The organism is Treponema rectale (genome assembly GCF_014202035.1).
Classification (GTDB): domain Bacteria; phylum Spirochaetota; class Spirochaetia; order Treponematales; family Treponemataceae; genus Treponema_D; species Treponema_D rectale.
This window is the reverse complement of the sequence record NZ_JACHFR010000001.1, coordinates 1,013,903-1,035,747: the sequence shown is the minus strand read 5'-3', so window position 1 is coordinate 1,035,747 and position 21,845 is coordinate 1,013,903. Positions and strand designations below refer to the sequence as shown.

The window sequence follows — 21,845 nt, the reverse complement described above, 5'->3', positions numbered from 1 at the left end:
TTATTATGTGAGTTGTTCCAGTGAGTATTGAATCAGGTTCAGAAACTGCTGCCTGAGTATCGGCTGCATTTTTGTATATTCTTGATTTTTTTCTAAAAGTGAAGAAGCAGTTTTTACAACATCACCGATGAACTTTGATGTAAGCGGAAAATGTGCTCCGATTATTTTGTTTTCAAGTTCTGTGGAACGGAAAACAGTATTTCCGGAGAAAGTAATCCGCACGTTTGTTATCAGGTCTTTTTGTGTTGATGCAAGAAATGTAAATCCCGCACTTAAATCATTCAGTTTTGAGGATGGTCCGACTCTTTTAAAAATCTGTATGTCCCAGTCATCAATGGGGATTCGAATTTTCGTCAGTATGAAGCCTTTCGGAATTCCGGTGTATTTTGAAAATGGAATGTATTTTGTTTCGCTTTGGTTTCTTATTTCAAGTCTGGCATCAAGAGCAAGAAGTGGAGACCATATCATTATTTTTGGATCTGCAGCGCAGATGCTTCCTCCAAAAGTTGCAAGGTTTCTCACTGATTCACTTGCCATAGTAATAAGAGCATCGTATAAAACTTCAGGAAGGTTTGTACGGCGGATCTGTATTATTTGTGAAAGAGTAACAGAAGGCCCGAAATCAATGTATCTTTCTTTTTTTTCAATTTGAGACAGTTCATCTATGAATTTTACGCATAGCGATTTTTCATCAAGACTGCTGATGTAAGTGCATCCTCCAAGAATCTGCAGGTTATTGACTGATTTTAAATGAAAGAATACGTCTGAGAGTGTGGATGCCATTAATACAGAGGAATTATTTTTTTGCATTTGATTTTCCCTCCCTTGCATGACGTGCTGCAACAGCATAAAGAATTCCGTTTGCCAGCTGATCGTAATCAGTACAGCATAAGGAAAGGTTCTTTATTGCGTTTTTTAACTGATCTTTATCAGGTCTGTGATATTTTGCCATAAGTTCATAGGCTGTAAAAACTTTTCCGGCATTACAGTAACCGCAAAGATGAATTCCTGCCTGTGAGAAGCCGGTCATTATGTCCTGATAAATCGGATTGTTTTTAAAAGATTCAAGGGTTTCAATTGTTGCGTCCCTTAATGTACCTGCAGTTACACAGCAGGAGGGTACGGCTGTTCCATTCAGCAGGACCATGCAGTTTCCGCACCATCCTTTTTCACAGCCGCATTTCACACTGTAAATTTTTTGTGCCCGCAGTACGTCCAGAAGTTTATCCTGCGCATCAGCTTCAAGAATTATTTTTTTATAGTTCAGGGTTACCGGTATTTTCATTGTTCTGTTCCTCTGTAGGTTTTGATTCTTCTTTCTTTGTTTTTAAGAATTCGTAGAGTGAATCCGTTGTTAAAGGTAACTTTGTTACTGTTGTATTTAAGGCCTGGCTTAATGCCTGTGTATATGCAGCCGGAACTATTTTTTTTATAACTTCTCCAATCTGTTTTGGATTTTCATCTGACTGTATGAAAGCTATTTTTATGTCCGGACAGTCAAGGGGTTCGTCTTTTACCAGTGTTTGAAGAACTTTCTGAACTGCAAGTTTTATGCTGTTCTGTGCAGATTGCAGATGCATTACCTTACCGCTGGAAATAACTATTTTTATGGAACGTATTACTTCCCGATAAAGCGTAATATCCATTTCCAGTTCTACTGTTGCAGCTGCAAAGGATGTACTGTGATACGGGAAGCCTGTGAATTTTTCTTTGTTCCATAATTTTTTTATTGCCGGCGTAATTGTTTTTTTTACGCTAATGGGAAGGGATTCCTTTTCTTTTTTCTTTTTGATTGTCTCACATGCTTTTTTTAGCAGTTCCGTCATTACACTTATGTTTGAATAAACGCTTTCAGGAAGAGGAGGTTCTTTTTCTGCAGGAAAGTTCGTGTCGATTTTTACAGAGTTCTGGGGAATGGAGAGCATTTCAGAAGCCAGTTTAGTCCATATCATTTCTATGGAATGAGATACTGGAGAGGTATGTATTATAAGTGTGGAATTTTCCTCCAGTGTAACTTCAATGTACTGATTGTTGGCATTTGCTTCTGAACCGAAGAAACATGAACCTTCATATGCGCATGCAAATCCTATTCCTCTCAAAGGTGCCAGACTTGCAAACCGTTTTTCTCCGGAAAGATCAGAAAATACGGAGCTGGCGTTTAGATTATAGGTTGTATACTTTCTGTTGAAGTCTCCGGCTGTTGAAAGAGCTGAGAATACTTCGTTTCCTTTTTCTACAGAAAATAAAAATGGAAAATCCTGTTTTTTTGGATTGCCGCTGAACACAGAATTTTTTAATCGTAATTCCAGTGGAGAGATGGAACATTCCTTGCTCATGAGAGTCATTTGATTTTCTAATGCAAAGAAAGCTGCCTGGTCTATGAGTCCGAGTTCAATGCTTGACGGTGGATTGTAGCTTTGTATGGCAGAAGCATTTATACTTATGTTTTTTGCTCTGTAGATTCCGATACTGGCGATTACAAGCCTGTCAATTATTTCCTGACAGAAGGGATTTATAAATCCGGCATCCATTTTTATGTCAGCTGAAATTGCTGTAAGTGTACCGTCTTTGTCTGCTGCTGTTCTGTAATGTATGGAAATAGGCTGCATTGTATCCATAAATCTAAGCTGTTCTTCCCGTGTGTATACAATCTTTACAGGAAGACCAGTATGAAATGATGCAACTGCAGCCTGGCATGTGATTATGGAATTAAACCAGATACTGTTCGTTCCATAATCCATGGTTTTTGTTTTCTTTATTATGATGTTTTCGTTTTTTATTTTTAATGCAGTGCTTAGAATTGTTCTGAGCTGAAAAATCCACTGGGCTGAAGTAAATACGGTCAGGTTGTTATTGCTGAAGGAACATAAGGCTCCGTTTGGTTCTGTTGTGTTCAGTGCAGATACGGCAAAGGTCCATGTCTGTTCACTTTTGTAATCTGATTCATTTATGATGTCGTCAATTTTTTCTACGTTTTTTCCCCAGGTAACTTTTCTTGAGGTGATTTCTGATGAAAACAGCTTATCTTCTCCGTCAACTGTTATTTCCTTAAAATAATAGTCGATGGAATTTCTGTCATAACCAATATCTATTTCCTGTAGAAGTCTGTTGACTGTTTTTTCATCCGGGCCTGCCAGCAGACCTATTGGTTCTCCAAGATAGGAAACATTTCCTTCACTGAATACCGGTACTTTTCCTAAAGGCGTATCAATAAGATTGCTGCCCGGAACATCTCTTGCAGTAAAAAGAAAGTATCCGTCAGGAAGGTCTGGATGTGTTACGGAAGTTATTATTCCTTTTTTTATCGGACTTCGTATAACTTTTGCATACAGCATCGATGGCATTGAAAGATCTGAATAAAATTCATTCTGAAATGAAAATTTTGCAGGATGTTCTTTCTTTATTTTTTTTTCAGCCATGATATTTTTCTCCGATGGTTTTTATACAGTCAACTACATAGGCACACATCTCTTCTGTCATGTCCGGCCACAGGGGCAGTGTTATCGTTTCCAGGTAATGCTGCTGTGCATTTGGAAAATTTTCCGGGGTAAATCCATGATAAAGGTTTTTCCAGTAAGAAAAATTAAAAAGCGGTATAAAGTGCATGCTGATGCCTACACCCATTTGCTGAAGTTCCCGGGCAAAGTCATCTCTGCTGCACTTGAGCTTAGAAAGATCAAGCCTCATAAGATAAAGATGCCAGGCGTTTCCTTCAGAATCAGGAGGCAGTTTTATGAAATCGAGTTTTTTTAGATTTGAATTATAATAGGCTGCATGGATTTTGCGTTTTCTGTCAAATTCTTCTGCTCTTTTTAATTGTACCCGTCCGAGAGCAGCCAGTATGTCAGGAAGATTTGCCTTGTATCCCGGGGCAATTATATCGTATTCCCAGCTGGCTTTAGGAGATGTATATCTGTCCCATGTCGTTCGGTCCATTCCGTGAAGCCTCATCTGAGTAATTCGTTTTGCAACAGCGGAATCTTTTACGGTAACCATTCCGCCTTCTGCAGTTGTCATTGTCTTTGTTGCATAGAATGAAAAAATTCCTGCGTCGCCTATTGTGCCTGCATATCCGGACTGCGTTTTACTTGGAAATGAGTGGGCACAGTCTTCTATAACCTTTACATTGTATTTTTCTGCAAGATTCATTATTGCGTTCATATTGCAGACATTTCCTGCTATGTGAACCGGAACAATAGCCTTTACTTTTTTTCCATCCGGACTTTTCAGTATTTTTTCTATGCTGTTCGGATCAATGGAGTAAGAGTCTTTTTCGATGTCAGCAAAGAAAACATCTGCTCCAAGGTGCCGGGCACTTGCAGCTGTAGAAACAAAAGTGTACGGAGTTGTTATTACTGCATTTTCTCTGTTGACGCCAAGGGCTTCCATTGCCAGAATCATTCCGCTTGTATTTGAATTGACGCACAGTGCAAAAGGAGAGTGTACTTTTTCTGAAAATTCCTTTTCAAAAGCAAGGGCCTGACTTCCTGTTGTAAGCCAGCCGCTGCGCATTACATCGATAACAGCTTTTTCTTCTTCACTGCCGATTGATGCCTTGAAAAAAGGTACGTTCATTTTTACAGCATTCATTTTAAAGCACCACCTTTGCTGATAATTTCTGTTTAGTTCCTTCCTGTTCCATTTTTGTATAAAATTCGTTCAGGGAAGGAACTTCATCCCTCAGAATTCTCAACAGAACTTCTTTATTTCTGAATAATTCTTTTTTTTCGCTGTTAAATTTTACTACAGGCATTATCTTTTCCAGCAGTCCGTCAAGGGTTTTGCTTTCGATATTCTTGAGTTTAAGGATTTTCTTGTATTCGGTAGGCTGGGGATTTTCTTCCTTCAGCCATAAAGGTTCTTCCAGACGTTCTCCCGGTCGTGGACCTATTATTTTTATTGCAATATCCTTTTCCGGTTCAAAACCTGAGAATTTTATTATCTGACGTGCCAGGTCAATTATTTTGATGCTCTCTCCCATGTCAAGAAGGTAACTTTCAGCATTTTTTCCTACTCCACCGGTCTGAAGTACAAGGGAACATGCTTCCGGTATAGTCATGAAAAATCTTTCCATTTCCGGATCTGTAACAGTTACAGGACCGCCATTGTTTATCTGTTCCATAAAGAGCGGAAGAATCGAACCTCGTGAACCAAGAACATTACCGAATCTTACGAACATAAATGCTTGATTATTTCCTGCGCTTTTTGCTGCCTTGAGGACAAGTTTTTCGCACAGCATTTTGCTTACTCCGTAAACACTTACCGGAGTAACAGCTTTATCTGTCGAAATAAGTACGAATCTTTCTACGTTATGGGCCAGACTTGCATCAAGCAGATTTTTTGTTCCCAATACATTGTTTTCTATTACTGCGACTGGATTTTCTTCCATCATCGGGACATGCTTATATGCGGCGCAGTGAAATATTACATCTGCATGAGTGCGGCCAATGATGTAATCAGTGTATTCCCTGTCTTTCATATCTCCTATTATTGGAACTACAGTTGCTTTTTCTCCGACGCCTTCATTCTGAAGTATATGAAGTTCTCTATAAATATTTACAATTGAATTCTCACCGTGTCCGAAAAGGTACAGACGTTCAGCTCCTCCTTCAAGCAGCTGGCGGGCAAGTTCGCTTCCAATGGAACCTCCGGCACCTGTAATAAGAACTCGTTTTCCTTTAAGGTATGAAAGGCTTTCTTTTAACGATATGACAATCGGTGTTCTTCCCAGAACATCCAGAGGATTTATGTCTCTTGCCTGAATGAGATGTGCTTTTCCTTCAACAATCTGGCTCACGGAAGGAAGAATTTTTATTCTGGTAAAACCGGCATTTATGAGAATATCGTATATTTTTTTTATTTTTTCAGTTCCGGCGCTTGGAGTTGCGATTATTGCTTCATCGTTCTGTCCGGCCCGTATTACGGATGCAATTGATTCTACAGGTCCGAAAACCGGAATTCCGTCAAAACTCTTTCCGATCAGGTTTTCATCATCATCAAAAAAAGATGCTACAGTTCCGAAAATCTTTTTTCTGAGAAGATCCCGGGCTATCATCTGTCCTGCAAAACCGGCGCCGATAATGTAGATTCTAGTATCTGTTTTATTCATGTCCACACCCGGGTAAATGATATCACCATATGGTTATTTCTTCAATTATCAGAAAATACTAAATAAAAAAAATCAGATTCCGATGATATTAGAGAGTACTAAGCGGGAGGAATGATCATGAGTGTAAAAAGAATGGCATTGACGGTTATTTTTGCAGTTGTCAGTGTTTTAGTATACTCAGAATCTGTTGCTTTTCAGGTAATTCAGCATGATAAAAGCTCTGATGACGTTCGTCTTTCATCACTCATGATAGAGGAGACTATTCTTGATTATTTTTTTAACCAGGGGTTTATAGTTACTAATTCTCCTGCAATAAGTTTTAATGATTCTGCAAAGGATGGTTATTACGAAAAAAAAGCTGTGGCAGAAGCAAGAGAAGGGGGAATCCGGTACTTTATCCTGATAACGGCCGACTATGATGTTTCTGCATCAGCACGATCTGAAGCGAACGTTGTTGATAATATTGATTTTATAAGCTGGAAACTTACTGATATCCGCAGGGATGAAAGAGTTGCCGGCGGTAAAATTGATGCTTCCGGGATTAAAGCGAAAAACATGCAGACTGGTGTTTATAAATTGTCACAGAAAGTTGCTTCTGAAATTCATTCAGAAATAGGCAGGCAGTTATGAAAAAGATTCTATCATTGATTTTTACTTTATTTATAAGTTTTACTCTGATTTCAGCTGAGGGGGAGTTTACCTCCGGAAATGTTGTAATTGCCAGAAAGGGAGAACTTCCAGGAGGTCTTTTTGTCAAAGCTGCCGGTTATCTTCCGGGAGACAGCGTTGTACTTTCTAATCCTGAAACAGGAGAAAGTCTCAGCCTTCTTAATCTTGGAACTCTTGATGCTGCTGAAGGAACAGCACTTCTCGTAAGTCAGGAAGCAGCTGCAAAACTGGGGCTTGAACCTTCAGTTAAGCTGACTGTAAAACTTACAGGACGGAATGGAACTATTGATAAATCATCAACAGGTTCTGCTGTTCTTGAAAAGGCTTCTGCAGGAAATATTTCTCGTGAGACTGTATCAGAGCCGGAAAATACAGCTGAACCTGAAAGTGATGAACTTTCTTATGAAGTTGATAATGAAAACTCAGAAGATGATTTCATGAGCGTAAAAAATGCTGTTGAGCAGCCTTCCCCTGCTGATGAAATTGATACTCCTGTTTCTAATGTTCAGGAACCGGTTGAAAACGTTGAAGAAACTCCAGTAGAAGAAACTCCAGTAGAAGAAACTCCTGTGGAAGAAATTCCTGAGGAGACAGAACCGGAAACTACTGTTGAGGAAAGTTTTGAAGAGCCTGTTGTTGAGGAACCGTTTGAAGAAGAACTTCCTGAAGTTGAAGAAAATGTTCCTGAAAATGATACGGATTCAGAAGAAAGCCTTCCTGTAGAAGAGGAAAACTCAACGGAAGAAGAAGTTCCGGAAGAAATTCAGGAAGAAAAATTTGATGCTGATGAGCTTGAACCTGTGTCTGAAAATATAGTAGAGACTGCTCCTGCTGAAACTGAATCATCTTATGAACCGGAGACTGATGTAACTGAGGATGATGTTAATGATGAAGAAGAAGCTGTTTCTGAAGAGGCTTTTGAAGCTGATGAACTTGAACCTGTTGATGAGCCGGTAACAGAAAATCTTCCTGAAGAAAATGAGGGAATTCCTGAAAGTGATCTTGATGGAGAAAAGGTTTCTCCTGAAGAACCGGTAATTGTTCAACCGGAAGAAAATATCAGCTCTGAGCAGCCGGTAGAAGAAGATGTGTTTGTTGATGAACTTCCTGAGGATTTGACGGAAGATAATCCGGAGGAACCTGTTGCTGACTTTGGAGTAGAAGAAACAGAACCTTCTGAAGAGGATATTATTATAGTTCCAGTTGAAGAAGAAAATGTTGTTCCAGAAAACTCTGATGTTCCGGATAACGATCTTGATGGTGAAGAAGTAGCTTCTGTTGAACCTGTATTAAAAACAGTTGTTTCTGAAAACGACGGAGTTCCTGAGGATGATTCTGAGGGTGAAACAGTTGATAATGTAGAACCTGTTGTACCGGAAGAAACTTTGGATGAAGAACTAACTGTTGAAGAACCGTCTGTGGAAGAAGAGCCGGAAGATGATCTTCCTGGAGAAGAGGCAGTAGTTGAAGAGCCTGTAGCGGAGTATTTTGAAGATGATTCTGTTCCTGAAAATGAAGATGAGCCTGAAGCTGATCTTGCAGGAGAAACTGTTGCAGATGCAGAACCTGTTCTTCCTGCTGAACCTTCTGCTGAAGCAGAAGATGAGATCGAAGAACCTGTTGAAGAAGGCTCTTATGAGGGAATTATTCTTGTTCCGGCAGAAACTATCATTCCTGATGACAGCGGTGAACCGGAAAAAGATGAGGTCTATGTAGAGAAAACTGTTCAGCCTGAACCTGTTGCAGAAGAGAATGACATAATCCGGCGTTATACAGTAGAGGAAAGTGACCTTAAGAAAGGATATTATTATGTTCAGATTGCTACTATCAGTCAAAGGGAAAATCTTGAGATACTGGCAGTAAGATACAGTAAATATCCGCTGGTATTCGTAAAAACTTCTAAGGGAGCTTACCGTGTAATGGTTGGTCCTCTTACGATGGATGAATATGGAGCAGTTCTTGCTAAATTCAAATCCTTCGGTTACAGGGATGCTTTTGTAAAATCTGTGAAATAAATAATCTGAAAAAGACGGAAATCATATGTATAAGTGATTGAAGTGTACCAAAAAAAATTGGAGACAATTTTTGGAGGTACACTTTTTTTTTGTAAAAAACGGAAATTGTTAAAATCCGATCTTCTTTTTACATTGACTGTTATACGGTGTTTTTTTATATTTTTTTCATAATATTAAACAAGGGGAAATTTATGATCAGTGGCAGAAATTTTACCGTTACAGTTGCCAGAGGATTTGGTTCGGGCGGAAAAGAAATTGCATCCATGGTTGCTAAAGATTTAGGAATTCATTGTTATGAAAACCGTATTCTGACACTGGCATCTCAGTTAAGCGGTATCGACAGACAGCTTTTTGAAAATGTAAATGAGAAAATTCAGAAAAAAACAGGTTTTTCCCGCTTGCTGGAGCTTCTTCCTAAAAGAAAAATCCCTAAGCCGGAACTCCAGAAATTTGTTTCTAATGATCAGCTTTATGAATATGAGAAGCAGATTATTACGGAGATAAGTAAAACTGAAAGTTCTATAATCGTCGGAAAGGCAGCAGACTGGGTTCTTCGTGATTCAGACCGGGTTCTAAGCGTTTACATAGAAGCTCCGAGAGAGTTTTGCCGTCCACGTATTATGGAAAAACTTGGACTTTCTGCTGAGCAGGCAGACAGGGCAATAGAAGAAACTGATACTTATAGAGCTGAATATTATTCATATTATACTGGTGGAAATTATTGGACAAATCCTGTTAATTATGATCTGACGTTAAATTCACAGAAACTTGGTATTGACGGATGTGTTAAGATGATAAAGTTTGCCCTTATACAGAAGTTTCCTGATCTGAAAATTGAACTATAAAAAAATATACTTTACTTCTATAAATTGGAATAATTCGATATACTGCTCAGTATTGATTTAAATCGATTTTATGAGGCTTTTATGAGAAGTATTGTTGTTGATGGTAATAGTTTGACTATTGAAGACGTGTGTGATGTGGCAGAACAGAAAGTTCAGGTAAAGCTTCCGTCAGACAAAAAATTCTGGAATATAATTGAAAAATCAAGAAAATTTCTTATGGATTATATTTCAACCGGAGTTCCGACTTATGGTGTAACTACTGACTTTGGAGACTCCTGTGCAAATCAGATAAGTGTTGATAAAGCAGGTGAACTTCAGAGGGATATTGTTGCATATCACGGAATCGGACTTGGTAAAAAATTTGATGTTAAAACGGGAAGGGCAGTTGTTCTTACCCGTCTTAATATGAACGTAAAGGGAGGGCATTCTGCTATTCGTCCTGAACTTGCCAGAATGATGCTTGCTCTTCTTGAACATGATATTATTCCGGTTATTCCAGAACTTGGTTCTGTAGGTGCCAGTGGTGATCTTACTCCTTTAAGCTATCTTGCTGCTGTAATAATGGGTGACAGGGATGCTTATTATAAAGGAAAGATTGTTCCTGCAAAAAAAGCTCTTAAGGCAGAAGGCTTAGAACCGCTTCTTATTGAGGCAAAGGAAGGACTTGCCATAATGAACGGTACTGCAGTTATGACTGCGGTTGCGTCCCTTGCATGGAAAAAAGCTGAGCGTCTTGCAAATATATCTGATTTCTTAACAGCGGTTACTTCTGAGATTACAGGCGGTAAAGATACTCCTTTTGTTGATAAAGTCAGCCGTATTAAGAATCATTCCGGTCAGGTAGAATCTGCAGCCTATGTTTATAAAATTATAAAAGATTCAAAAAGAGTCTTTAAATATGAAGATTTTTTGAAAAATAAAATTGATTCTCTTAATGAAAAGAAATTCTTAAAACAGCAGAATAAGATTCAGGACAGATATTCCATACGCTGTGCTCCGCAAATTACCGGTGTTTATCGCGATACACTTGACGTTGCAAGAAAGTGGATTACTGAGGAACTGAATGCAGCCAGTGATAATCCTCTTGTAGATATTGAAGCCGGACGTCTTTATAACACAGGAAATTTTTACGGCGGGCATATTTGTGCAGCATGTGATTACATGAGGACTGCTCTTGCAAATATTAGTGATTTGAGTGATAAGCAGGCAGAGGTTATAATTGACGGAAAATTTAACGGTCTTACAGAAAACCTTATCCCGTATACTGCTGATGATGACCCTCGTGCAGGTCTTAGATTAGGGTTTAAGGCTGCTCAGATTACAATCAGCGCTATTCGCGGTGAAATAATGACTTATACGTTCCCTGTCAGTCTTACAAGTCATCCGACGGAAGCTCTTAATCAGGATAAAGTTTCTATGGGAACAATCAGTGCAAGAAAATTTGCAGAACAGATTGAACTTGTTTATCTTCAGTTTGCAACACATCTTCTTGCGGCTATGCAGGCAGTTGATCTGGCCGGTAAGGAGGATTTTTCTCCGTTTACAAGAAAGGTGTATGAGCAGGTTCGTGCAATAAGCAGATTTGTTAAGGATGACAGGCCTTTAGATAAAGATGCAGAAAAAGTGGCTGTCTGGTTAAAAGAGACTTCTTTGTTTGCATAAAGTTTTGGAGTTGTCAGGTATAAACCAAAGAGCCCCTTAAAATTGAACTCTTGCCGTTCAACTTTAAGGGGCTCTTCATGTTTTAAAATTCAATTGTGTTTTTAGTCCCTGCTTCTTCCAAAAATGCGAAGAAGGTTCAGGAATATGTTTATAAAATCAAGATACAGCTCAAGAGCACCGATAATTGCCAGCTTTTTGTATGCTTCTGAAGAATCAGCCCTCTGTGCAACTGCAAGCAGCTTTTGAGAATCATAGGCTGTAAGCCCTGTAAAAATAATTACAGTAACAAAAGAAAGGATAAGATCCAGTTTTGAAGGATCTCCGCCGCCAATTCTGGCTACAAGCATGTTTACAGCTCCAACTATAATGACTCCGATAAGCAGCATCATCAGATAGTGTCCGGCTCTGGCCAGGCTTTGCTTTGTTGTAAGTCCATATATGCTCATTACAAAAAACATAAGGGCTGTTGTGCCGAAACACATATAGATTGAAGTGATGTGGTAAAGCCAGAAAATTGAAGAGAGTGTTGCTCCGTTAAGTACTGAATAAAACACGAAAAGAAGTTTTGCAATGCCTGTTGATATACTTCTTATTGCGGCTGAAAGAATCATGACGACTGCGAGTTCTCCAACTGCAAGTGCAATGAAACCGAACCTGCTGTCCCATATAAGCTGCATTAAAGACAGGCTGTTTGCGCAGTACCATGCCGTCAGGGCACTAAGGGCCAGTGCAAATGCCATCCATAAATAGGTTTTTACCATAAATCGGCTTTTTTCACTCTCTGCAGGTTTAAAAAGCGAAACTGTATTATCCATAGTTGTTATACCTCCTGGTCGTTTTTTATTCCATTTTTAAAAAGAAAAAGATCTTTTAATTTTACGCTATAAGTTGAATCGAGAAGGGCACGCTCTGTCATACGGCTTGTGACAGGTAAAGTCAGCGAATAGGATGTTTCCTGGTAGTCAGGTGCCGTAACATCTATAGTAAAAGTAAAATTTTTTGTAATGCCTGGTTTTTCACTCTTTTCAGGTTCAGCCCAGAATGTAAAACTTCCTTCTGTTGATGCAAATGTGTTGCTTGGATTAGGCCATGTTACGTCCATCATATTAGCCTGACTGCCGTTCAGAAGCAGAAGGATTGTTGCATTTGTTACAGGTTCAAAGGTCTGTCCGTCAAAAACGTTTCCTACAAAAGTTGGAAAAACAAACAGACATGAAGGAGTATCATTTCCTCTTTTTATATTTGATGTGTGATATGGACGTTTTGCAGCATTGACAAGCCTCATACCTTCTATGGCAAGCTTGTCAATATCTGCAGAAAGCTGAGAGTCTTTAAGAAGACTTGTGTTGTGTGTAACGCCTCTTCCACTCACAACATAATGTGGCTGAATTCTGTTAAGAACGTAATTTATGGTGTCAAGACGGCAGTTTTGACAGTCACATGATACCCATGCGGAAATTTTTTCCGTCACCTGATCATAAAGTTCATTTACTCTGGATGCAACCTGTTCTTCCATTATGTTATGGACACTCAGCATTATGTAGGCCTCCGTTTTTACTGTCCGCCGTTTCTTGTGTAAGCGGCAAGCCCTCCGGCTTTTAGGATTTCACGGCTTCTCGGTGCAAGGTCATTTACGGCCTTTATTGTTGAACCGTTAAGCTTTATCTCAAATTCACATCCTGTAGAAAGTGCTTCTTCAATATTAGTAAGTTCAAGGATGTCTCCCTGATTTATTTTATCATAATCTGCAGAATTTACAAAGTTTAGCGGAATAATACCGTAGTTTATGAGATTTGCCTTATGGATTCTTGCGAAACTTTTTGTAAGAATCGCCCTTACTCCAAGGTACATAGGTCCAAGTGCTGCATGTTCACGGCTTGAACCCTGTCCGTAGTTTTCTCCTCCTACAACGATACAGTCTGCGAAATTTTCTTTTTCACTTCTTTCGTAGAAAGTTTCATCAAGCCTTGTAAGCGTAAATTTTGAGATTTCAGGAATGTTAGAACGAAGTGGAAGAACTTTAGCGCCTGCAGGCATGATATCGTCTGTGGAAACGTTATCTCCAGCCTTTAAGCGGACTGGAAGTGTAAGGCGTCCTGCATAGTCACGGCATTTTGGACACGGTTTGATGTTCGGACCACGGAGAATTTCAACTTTTGCAGCTTCTTCTTCGTTGAGAGGAGCTATGAGCATGCCTTTGTTTGTAGCGCAAGAAAGAATATTCTGTGATGAAAGACGGCTGTCCTGTCCGTCGAGCATTGAAACTCTCGTGCCTGTTGTGTATGCAGGATCTTCATAATCAAGAGTTTCTGCTTCTGTAAATACACCTGTAACTGCAGCCGCTGCTGCTGTTTCAGGGCTTACGAGATATACGTTTGCATCTGCAGTTCCGCTTCTTCCCTTGAAATTGCGGTTGAAGGTACGCAGTGTTACTCCCTCTGAGTTAGGTGCAAAGCCCTGTCCGATACAAGGACCACAGGCACTTTCAAGAATACGGAATCCTGCTTCTATAAGAGTTTCAAGAATTCCGGCTTTTGAAGCCATAAGAAGGGTAGTACGGCTTCCCGGTGCAATACCTGCTTCTACACCAGGTGCAATATGTTTTCCTTTGACGATTGCGGCAACGCTTTCAAGATCATCAAGAGATGAATTTGTACATGAGCCGATGACTACCTGAGTTACTTTCTTTCCTGAAAGTGATTTTATGGTATTGATTACATCAGGATTGTGAGGACATGCAGCTAAAGCTCCCAGTTCATCAAGATTAATTTCGATGAGTTTATCGTACTGTGCTCCTTCATCAGCTTTTAATTCTGTCCAGTCAGCCCCTCTTCCCATTGATTCAAGGAATTTTTTTGTCTTGCTGTCTGAAGGAAATACTGAAGTAGTTGCTCCAAGCTCGGCACCCATATTTGTAATTGTTGCGCGCTGCGGTACGGTAAGGCTTTCTACGCCTTCTCCGAAGTATTCGTAAATTGCAAGGGTTCCGCCTTTTACGGTTTCACGGCGAAGGACTTCAAGAATGATATCCTTTGCACCTACGCCCTTACGTAATTTTCCCGTAAGTTTTACTCCAAAAATCTTAGGCATGGCAAGGTGGAATGCTCCTCCTCCCATAGCGACTGCAACATCAAGACCTCCGGCTCCGATGGCAATCATTCCGATACCGCCTCCTGTAGGAGTGTGGCTGTCTGATCCCAGTAAAGTTTTTCCAGGTTTTCCAAAAGTTTCGATGTGAACCTGATGACAGATACCGTTTCCCGGTCTTGAGAAATACAGACCGTATTTTGCGGCAATGGACTGAAGGTATCTGTGGTCATCCATGTTCTTAAAGTCAGTCTGAAGGGTATTATGGTCAATATAGGAAACGGAAAGCTCAGTTTTAACGCGTGGAACACCTATTGTCTCAAACTGAAGATAGGTCATTGTTCCCGTTGCATCCTGAGTAAGAGTCTGGTCGATTTTTATAGCTATATCTTTGCCTCTTTCTATTGGTGCACCTTTTTTCCATTCTACTTCGCAGGATACGATATGATTCTGTAAGATTTTTTCTGCAAGCGTTAAAGCCATTGAATTCTCCTTAATATTAAATAAACAGTCCCCGACAGTATAAATTTTCATTGAGAGAGTTTCAATAGTTGAATTTTACAATTGACTGGTTTTACTTTCTGTGGTGCCGATAAATACAAAAATCTCTTTATATTATTGAAGTTTTTTTATATAATGGATGCGTGAAAAAAGAAAAAGTTTTCTTCTGCTTTGTATTCTTAACGCTTGCTTTGTTTTATTCATGTTCAAGTCCTGAGTCTCAGTTTGATCGTGAAAAACAGACGCTTAGAAGTACGGCGGATGAATATGACGGAAAAATAGAGTGGACAGAGAATCTGGAGGAAAAGGATTTGTCAAAACCGGGACAGCCGGAGAAAATGGCAGCCAATGTAAAGGCCTCTGTTCAGAGTGTCATACTTTCCTCTGAAAAAACAGAGACTGTTTATCCCTGTATTGAAGGCTTTGCTTCCCTGTATCTTGGGAATGCCGAGCCGGAATGCATCTCGATAGTAAGAAAATTTACAGAAAACCTTATTAATGATAGTGAGAATATTTCTCTGATGTTTTCAGGAAGGGAATATGAACTTGCTGTATTTTTATATAATTACAGGAATATTCTTTCAGATCAGAAAGCATCTGAAGTTATTTTAGGCAATCCCTTTGTGTCAGAGGATCAGGTTCAGTTTCCTGTAAGGGTTTATTTGAAAAGCTCCATTACTAATTATGAACTTAAGCCTCATATTGATTTTTTTGTATATCTTTCAAAAAGTGAAAACGAATGGAAGATAATCCGTTTTGATTTTTTTTAAGCGTACAGAAGGTAAAGGTGGATTTATGACGGACGAAAAGGAACTTACGCAGATTGAAAGGGAACTTGTCCTGCAGTATTTGAGGGACGATAATGTTCCCCTTACTATAACGCTTGAAGAGAAACCTGATCAGACGGAAGCAGATGTGACTGATAACCGGATGGACAGTATTGATTATGAAAAGCGGGTGCCTGCAAGCGCTGTTTTTCCTGTAGCCATAAAAAGCCGGCAGATTGAAGTATTAAATCAGGGAATAATCCTTCTGAAAAATGCAGGACGTCTGGTTCAGCCGTTTATTGGAAAGAGCGTCAGAGTTCAGTTTTATTTTAATCATGTAGGACTTTATTTTATTTCTACAGTAAAAGAATATTCAATGGGTTTTGCCGTTGTCATACCTCCTTCCATAAAGAGGGTGAAGGATTCTTTTAAGACCAATGATTTTGAAGTGTCTGCCGTTTTATCATTTGATTCCGTAAATCATGTCTGCAGACCGCTGTATGGCTTTAATCTTTTTTCACAGCCGAAGTGGTCTGAAATCGAGATTGAAAAACAGCATCATGCAAAGTTCCTTCTGGAAAAGTTTATTACTCAGGGAAAGCAGTCTGCTGTTATACTGGGTAACGGACTTCACCTGATAAGTATCGTCAGGTATCTGACAAGAACTTCTGTTCCGGAAAATGAATCTGTTGAAGGACTGGTAAAACCTCTGGACATAATTTACATTGATGATAAGCGCTTTGTCTGTGCTGCGGAGAATCAGGATGAACTTGAAGTAAACCAGCATTATACTCTTGAACTTTCTTTTGTCCTTGCTTCCGGAGGTCCTGTAAAAAGATCTGTACGGGTTAACAGTATAGTGGAAGGAGTGTTTGCAGACGAAGACAATGGTCTGCGGAAGTGCTGGAGCTGCAGGTATGAAAATATTCAGAATGAAGATGTGCGGTTTCTTTATGAACGTATATCAGGAAAAAAATTTGCAGGCTGATTTTATACTTTTTCTTCCGGTTCTGAACTGTCATTTTTTTTCTTTGCTGTTTTTATTTCTCCTAAAAGAGCTGCAACAGGTCTTAGAGGTTCAAAATTTTCACAGGCAATTTTGATTATAACAAGCAGGGGTACAGCGAGAATCATTCCTATAAATCCCCATACATAACTCCATATGGAAAGGCTTATGAGAATGAAGAAAGGGGATATTCCGAGATCGGAGCCTTCCCATTTTGGTTCGATTATGTTGCCAAGTACAAAATTTATAAGCAGGACACTGGCTGCAATAAAAATTATTTTTCCCCATTCAGGAAAGTACTGCATGACTGTAAATGCTGTTGTAAGCGCCCATGAAAGAATTGAGCCGAATGTAGGAATGAAATTTAATATAAAAGCAATAAATCCCCATACAATAGGGAAGTCGATGCCGGCAATATATGAACAGAAGAATACAAGGATTCCTGTAAAGAGTGAAATCAGAAATTTAATCGAAATATAGTGCGTTACTTCTTTTATTATTCTGTCTGTAATTTCCACCGCTTTTACACCGTGGGATTTTGTACTGAATGCAGTCAGTATTTTTTCATGGAAAGTGCTCATTTCAAGAAGAAGGAACAGTGTAAGAAGTATAAGCAGAAATATAAGTCTTGCCGTACTTATTATATAGTTGCTTACTGATATTGCAGCTGTCTGTACGTATGAACGGAGATTAAGTGAATTCCATAGATTAATGAATACTGAATGATCTTCATCAATCTTAAAATTAAAGATATGTGCTGTCGTTTTATAAAGCTTTAGAAATCGTTCTTCGTATTTTGGAAAGGTGTTGCCGATATTTTTGAAACTTGTAACCAGAATATTTCCTAAAAGAAAGAGGGTAATGAACATAACCAGCATGATTGCAATTACACTTACTGCCCATGGTATTTTGAATTTTTCGTTAAGTTTTTTTATCAGCGGAAAGAAAACAAAGGAAATCATTACCGCAATGCACACAGGCATTGAAAATGAAGCCGTTACTTTGAGTACTTCCAGAAGGAATATAAATGTCAGCAGCAGAAGAATAAGGAAAATGCCCTTTTGATAGTTATATTCCTTCACTGGAAATCTCCTTTTTATTTTTTTGTTTTATAAACTGGTGATACTACATTTGTCTTTGGACCGATTTTGTCAAATCCGCAGAAAGGAACAAGCGCTTCCGGAATAGTAACAGAACCATCTTCATTCTGATAGTTTTCGATAATGGCAAGCATTGCTCTTCCGACTGCAATTGCCGTTCCGTTAAGCATATGAACGTACTTGTTTTTTCCGTCATCATCATGGTATTTAACGTTAAGGCGGCGGGCCTGATAGTCAGTACAGTTTGATGTGGATGTTACTTCTCCATAATCTCCGTCAGGATGTTCTGCATCTGAACGGCCAGGCATCCATGCTTCAAGATCCCATTTTCTGTATGCTGGTGCTCCAAGATCACCTGTGCAGGTATCAACTACACGGAACGGAAGACCAAGTCCTGTAAAGATTTCTTCCTCAATGAGACGAAGTTTTTCATGAAGTGCATCGCTCTGTTCAGGAAGTGCGTATACGAACATTTCTACTTTGTCGAACTGATGTACTCTGTAAAGTCCTTTTGAGAAATGTCCTGCAGCACCGGCTTCACGGCGGAAACAGTGAGAAAGACCGCAGTACATAAGCGGAAGGGCATTCTTATCGAGAATTTCTCCTGAATGGAAGCCTCCTAATGTAATTTCTGCAGTAGCAACGAGACAGGTTCCTTCCTCTTCAATGGAATATACGTTGCTTTCGTTTCCTCTAGGATTAAATCCTATACCTTTAAGTATTTCTTCTTTTGCAACATCAGGTGTAATGAATGTTGTAAAACCGTGTTTGCGGAGAATGTTAAGTGCGTACATAATCAGAGCCTGTTCAAGGAAAACAGCCTCGTTTTTAAGGTAATAAAATTTAGGACCAGAAACTTTTGTTCCTCTGTCAAAGTCAATTATGTCAAGTTCTTCACCTAAAGTAACATGATCTTTAGGCTGGAAATCAAATTTTCTAGGAGTTCCTACCTTTTTTACTTCAAGGTTTTCAGTATCGACTTTTCCTACCGGAACATCAGGATGTGCCATGTTCGGAATCTGCCTTGCAGCTTCATCAAGTTCTTCTTCAGTTTTGTTAAGCTTAGCTTCAATTTCGCTGATTTTGTCTTTAAGGGCTTTTCCTTCTTCTACATATTTTGCCCTTGTATCTGCATCGAGCTTCTGTTTCATGGAAGCAGCATTTGCGTTTCGTTTCTGCTGAAGGGACTGAAGTTCTGTAGTGAGGGCAGTGCGTTCATCATAAAGTTTTACAACAATATCTGCGTCTGCAGACATGTTCCTGTCTGAAATATTCTTTTTTACAGCCTCAAGGTTGTCTTTAATGAATTTGTAATCTAACATTATCGTTTCCTTGTCTAATTAATGTTTTGTTCTGAATCTTATCTACTATAGTGAAATTACACTTTCTACTCAAGTTCGTAAGTTACTGTGACCTCTGCGTGAGTTGCAGATTTTCCGGGTGTTACGCTTGTTGTATAGGATTCTGCTGTTTTCATGTCAGCCTGAGCAGCTGAGTATTCTGAATAAATGTATTCAGTTTTGATTGTCTGTACTTTTCCAAGTTTTGCAGCACTTGCAGCTGCAAGAGATTTTGCTTTTGATTCTGCATTTTTAATGGCAAGAACTTCAGCTTCTTTTTTTGCCTTTTCAGTCTGTGATGCATAGAATCCCAGGGAAGAAAACTGGTTTGCACCATTTTTTACGCAGAGATCGATGATTTCCCCTGTTCTTGAAATATCCCGTACGGTAACAATAATGCTGTTGCTTACTGTATAGGCTCCGTAGTTAACTCTTGTGGGAGATGGATTTGCATCCTGCTGAACTGAATAGTTTGAAGTTGCAATGTCACTTTTTAATAATCCTGCTTTTGAAAGGGCTTCATTCACCTGTGTACTTTTTGCTGCATTATCACTGACTGCTTTGTTTATGTCGTAGTTGCGGGTAACGATTGAAAATATGATTTTTGCCGTATCGTTTTCAACAAAAATACTGCCCTGTCCGGAAACTGTTATAGTGCGGAGAGGTTTTGCTGCTTCCTGTTTTACCGTGCAGGAGGAGAGCAGGAATGCCGCTGTAATAATAGTTACATAAATGAAATAGTTTTTTTTCATGTTTATTTCTCCATATAATTTTTAATTTTTTATCTGATGTTAAAATAAAATCTCTTGAGGTAAGTCATCCTTTCGTAGGCTTTTGTCCAGTTTATGCTTTGCGGATAGTCCCGTACTATTGTTTCATAGGTTTCAAGTGCGTTTTTTAAGTTTCTTACGGAGGAGTTTGATTCATATGTCTGGGCCTGAAGAAACAGACCGCTGTCAATTTTTTCTGTTGACTTGTCAAAAAAAGCATCAAGGTAATTTAATGTTTTTTCGTATTCACCGTTATCAAAAGCAGCCTGAGCTTTTTCAAGCAGTTCATCTGCTGACAGTCCATCAGTTATGGTTTCATTTTTACTCTCAGCGGAAGTGCTGTCTGGTTTTTCAGAAGTCTCAGTTCTTGAACTTTTTTTTGTAGAAACGGCTGAATCTGTTGAATCTGTATTTTGTATTACTGTTGCAATATTGCTGTCGTTTTTTCTTTCGTTCCGCACAGAAGTGTCAGAAGCTGTTTTTGTGTTTTCAGTTTTGTTTCCTGTTTCATCGGGACCGTATGGTGTTATGTCGATTGAAGATGATTCTACAGTTTCGGAAATTTCAGGGTATTCAGGAACTGTATTGTGACTGTTATGCTTTCTGTTTTTTGGAGCCGGGGGTACGGCAGTTTCATAATCAGGTGCTGTAACCCGGCTTTCTTTATTGTCTGTTCCTGAAACTGTGACTTCAAGATAATCATCTATGAATTCGTCTGTAAGTGCATCATTTTTGTAAAAGTGAAGCAGGGTTGTACCTTCATCTCGAGCCCTGAGGGTAAAGGAAGTGTTTCCGGAATTTCTTTTTCTTCCGAAATAACGCATCATTGACGTGTCATCTGTTTCTCCAAGATAAACCCATCCTGAACCCGGATATTTGATTTCAAGATACTGATTCTTTTTTATCGTTACGCTTCTTGACGGTACGGGTATACTGATTTCTTCTTCATCTTCTGATTCTGTTTCTGCGGTTTCTGTATCAGAAGTATTATTTTCTTCCTGATTTTCCAGTGTTTCTTCCCGGCTTTCTGTTTCCGTATATTCAGTTTCATCCTGTTTTTCTTCAGGAAAACCGTCATCGTCCGTTGCATTTTCCTCTGAAGTATCATTGTCTTCTTCAGTGTTGTCTGTTAGAGGTGCAGAAGAGTCCTGATCTGTAGAGAAATCTTCTCCTTCAAAAGGATCTGCCTCCAGATATGGATTTGAATAATTTTCATCATTTTCTTTTGGAAAATATTTTTTATAGTAGGTTTCTCCAGGTTCGTATGTAGTACTGCCTTCTGAAGCTTCTTCTGCCGCCCCGGTGTCTTCTGAAGAATCAGTGTTTTCGAGGACGGTTTTATCACTCATGTAAAAACCTTCTTCGTCGTCGATAGGTTCAAGATTTGAACTTTCTACGGCAGATTCTGTTTCAGATTCAAAGATTGCAGGTTCTTCTATTGGTGCGGTAAAATCTACCTGAAGGTTTTCAGCCTCAGCGTCATCTTGAAGTTCCTGTACAGGTTCCGGCTGTGGTTCAGGATCTCCGGCACAGGAAATCATTGATGCAGAAAAAAATATTAATAGTGCAATTTTTGTGAAAGTGAATTTTTTCATGGTGCGGCTCCTAGAATTTTATTTACTTTCTGTCGGTTTGCTTCACTCAAAGACTCGACCCACCTGCTGTCAGGAACTGTGAACCATTTGTCGGTTTCTTCTTCCGTCCACTTTTCTTTTTCATCCCTGGAAAAATAATAATCTTCAATAACAGGTTTTTCATCAGGAACAAAAAACGAATCGGTCTGAATAAAGTCATTCTGCTGTTTTATATCAGATTTTTTCAGAGGTTTTGGAAGATGTGCTGTTTCATAAAGAACAATTACAAGAGCTACTGCCACAAACGCTGTTAGCGTAAAAATAATCGTGAGGGTAAGCTTTGAATTGTTCCTTATAAAATCACCGAAACGCCGGCGTAAATTATCCAGTACTTCCATAG

At 39.2% G+C, this 21,845-nt stretch carries 19 protein-coding genes; 6 read left to right on the top strand and 13 right to left on the bottom strand.

The features are described from left to right. Nucleotides 1-3: 3 nt before the first annotated feature. Genes HNP77_RS04505 through HNP77_RS04485 form a run of 5 tightly spaced genes read right to left on the bottom strand, consistent with a single transcriptional unit; the run spans nt 4 to nt 6,109 of the window. On the bottom strand, nt 4-810 hold the full coding sequence (locus tag HNP77_RS04505; RefSeq protein ID WP_184651951.1) for an FAD binding domain-containing protein: 807 nt from the start codon (nt 808-810) through the stop codon (nt 4-6). Then, nucleotides 797-1,285: a (2Fe-2S)-binding protein gene (locus HNP77_RS04500; RefSeq protein WP_184651950.1), complete on the bottom strand. Its 489-nt coding sequence runs from the start codon at nt 1,283-1,285 to the stop codon at nt 797-799. Before HNP77_RS04500 ends, HNP77_RS04505 begins: the two co-directional genes overlap by 14 nt. Further along, a complete protein-coding gene (locus tag HNP77_RS04495) occupies nt 1,257-3,419 on the bottom strand; it encodes a xanthine dehydrogenase family protein molybdopterin-binding subunit (protein WP_184651949.1) in 2,163 nt (720 codons plus the stop codon). The genes HNP77_RS04500 and HNP77_RS04495 overlap by 29 nt, the downstream gene beginning before the upstream one ends. Beyond that, complete coding sequence (locus HNP77_RS04490) at nt 3,412-4,590, bottom strand: DegT/DnrJ/EryC1/StrS family aminotransferase (protein ID WP_184651948.1); 1,179 nt, start codon at nt 4,588-4,590, stop codon at nt 3,412-3,414. Before HNP77_RS04490 ends, HNP77_RS04495 begins: the two co-directional genes overlap by 8 nt. A gap of 1 nt (nt 4,591) precedes the next feature. Further along, nucleotides 4,592-6,109 carry a polysaccharide biosynthesis protein gene (locus HNP77_RS04485; RefSeq protein ID WP_184651947.1) on the bottom strand — a complete coding sequence of 506 codons (1,518 nt, stop codon included), beginning with the start codon at nt 6,107-6,109 and terminating at the stop codon, nt 4,592-4,594. Nucleotides 6,110-6,226: 117 nt separating this feature from the next. Between HNP77_RS04485 and HNP77_RS04480 the strand changes: the two genes are divergently transcribed. The 4 genes from HNP77_RS04480 to HNP77_RS04465 all read left to right on the top strand — a co-directional run bounded on the left by HNP77_RS04480 (nt 6,227) and on the right by HNP77_RS04465 (nt 11,300). After that, entirely contained in the window at nt 6,227-6,739 is a 513-nt protein-coding gene (locus HNP77_RS04480) for a hypothetical protein (RefSeq protein WP_184651946.1), read from the top strand. After that, complete coding sequence (locus tag HNP77_RS04475) at nt 6,736-8,793, top strand: SPOR domain-containing protein (protein WP_184651945.1); 2,058 nt, start codon at nt 6,736-6,738, stop codon at nt 8,791-8,793. Before HNP77_RS04480 ends, HNP77_RS04475 begins: the two co-directional genes overlap by 4 nt. 191 nt (nt 8,794-8,984) lie before the next feature. Beyond that, nucleotides 8,985-9,638: a cytidylate kinase-like family protein gene (locus HNP77_RS04470; RefSeq protein WP_184651944.1), complete on the top strand. Its 654-nt coding sequence runs from the start codon at nt 8,985-8,987 to the stop codon at nt 9,636-9,638. Nucleotides 9,639-9,719: 81 nt separating this feature from the next. Continuing rightward, nucleotides 9,720-11,300, top strand: coding sequence for an HAL/PAL/TAL family ammonia-lyase (locus HNP77_RS04465; protein WP_184651943.1), 1,581 nt, complete (start codon nt 9,720-9,722; stop codon nt 11,298-11,300). A gap of 101 nt (nt 11,301-11,401) precedes the next feature. On the opposite strand, the gene HNP77_RS04460 is transcribed toward HNP77_RS04465, so the two are convergent. The 3 genes from HNP77_RS04460 to HNP77_RS04450 are packed head-to-tail and all read right to left on the bottom strand — an operon-like array spanning nt 11,402 to nt 14,870. Further along, a complete protein-coding gene (locus tag HNP77_RS04460) occupies nt 11,402-12,115 on the bottom strand; it encodes a Bax inhibitor-1/YccA family protein (RefSeq protein WP_184651942.1) in 714 nt (237 codons plus the stop codon). 5 nt (nt 12,116-12,120) lie between these two features. Then, the gene (locus tag HNP77_RS04455) at nt 12,121-12,837 is read right to left on the bottom strand and encodes a late competence development ComFB family protein (protein ID WP_246428847.1); all 717 of its coding nucleotides are present in this window, start codon (nt 12,835-12,837) and stop codon (nt 12,121-12,123) included. A gap of 17 nt (nt 12,838-12,854) precedes the next feature. After that, entirely contained in the window at nt 12,855-14,870 is a 2,016-nt protein-coding gene (locus tag HNP77_RS04450; protein WP_184651941.1) for an aconitate hydratase, read from the bottom strand. Between the two features lie 161 nt (nt 14,871-15,031). On the opposite strand from HNP77_RS04450, the gene HNP77_RS04445 reads away from it, so the two are divergent. After that, nucleotides 15,032-15,658: a hypothetical protein gene (locus tag HNP77_RS04445; protein ID WP_184651940.1), complete on the top strand. Its 627-nt coding sequence runs from the start codon at nt 15,032-15,034 to the stop codon at nt 15,656-15,658. A gap of 25 nt (nt 15,659-15,683) precedes the next feature. Continuing rightward, nucleotides 15,684-16,643, top strand: coding sequence for a hypothetical protein (locus HNP77_RS04440; protein WP_184651939.1), 960 nt, complete (start codon nt 15,684-15,686; stop codon nt 16,641-16,643). Between the two features lie 2 nt (nt 16,644-16,645). On the opposite strand, the gene HNP77_RS04435 is transcribed toward HNP77_RS04440, so the two are convergent. From HNP77_RS04435 to HNP77_RS04415, 5 genes are all read right to left on the bottom strand, one after another. Beyond that, nucleotides 16,646-17,743, bottom strand: a complete 1,098-nt coding sequence (locus HNP77_RS04435) for an AI-2E family transporter (RefSeq protein WP_184651938.1) — start codon at nt 17,741-17,743, stop codon at nt 16,646-16,648. Between the two features lie 14 nt (nt 17,744-17,757). Next, entirely contained in the window at nt 17,758-19,083 is a 1,326-nt protein-coding gene (gene serS, locus HNP77_RS04430) for a serine--tRNA ligase (protein ID WP_184651937.1), read from the bottom strand. A gap of 65 nt (nt 19,084-19,148) precedes the next feature. Continuing rightward, the gene (locus HNP77_RS04425) at nt 19,149-19,853 is read right to left on the bottom strand and encodes an SIMPL domain-containing protein (RefSeq protein ID WP_184651936.1); all 705 of its coding nucleotides are present in this window, start codon (nt 19,851-19,853) and stop codon (nt 19,149-19,151) included. Between the two features lie 29 nt (nt 19,854-19,882). Then, on the bottom strand, nt 19,883-21,466 hold the full coding sequence (locus HNP77_RS04420) for a tetratricopeptide repeat protein (RefSeq protein ID WP_184651935.1): 1,584 nt from the start codon (nt 21,464-21,466) through the stop codon (nt 19,883-19,885). After that, nucleotides 21,463-21,843, bottom strand: a complete 381-nt coding sequence (locus HNP77_RS04415) for a hypothetical protein (RefSeq protein WP_184651934.1) — start codon at nt 21,841-21,843, stop codon at nt 21,463-21,465. Before HNP77_RS04415 ends, HNP77_RS04420 begins: the two co-directional genes overlap by 4 nt. Nucleotides 21,844-21,845 lie beyond the last annotated feature (2 nt).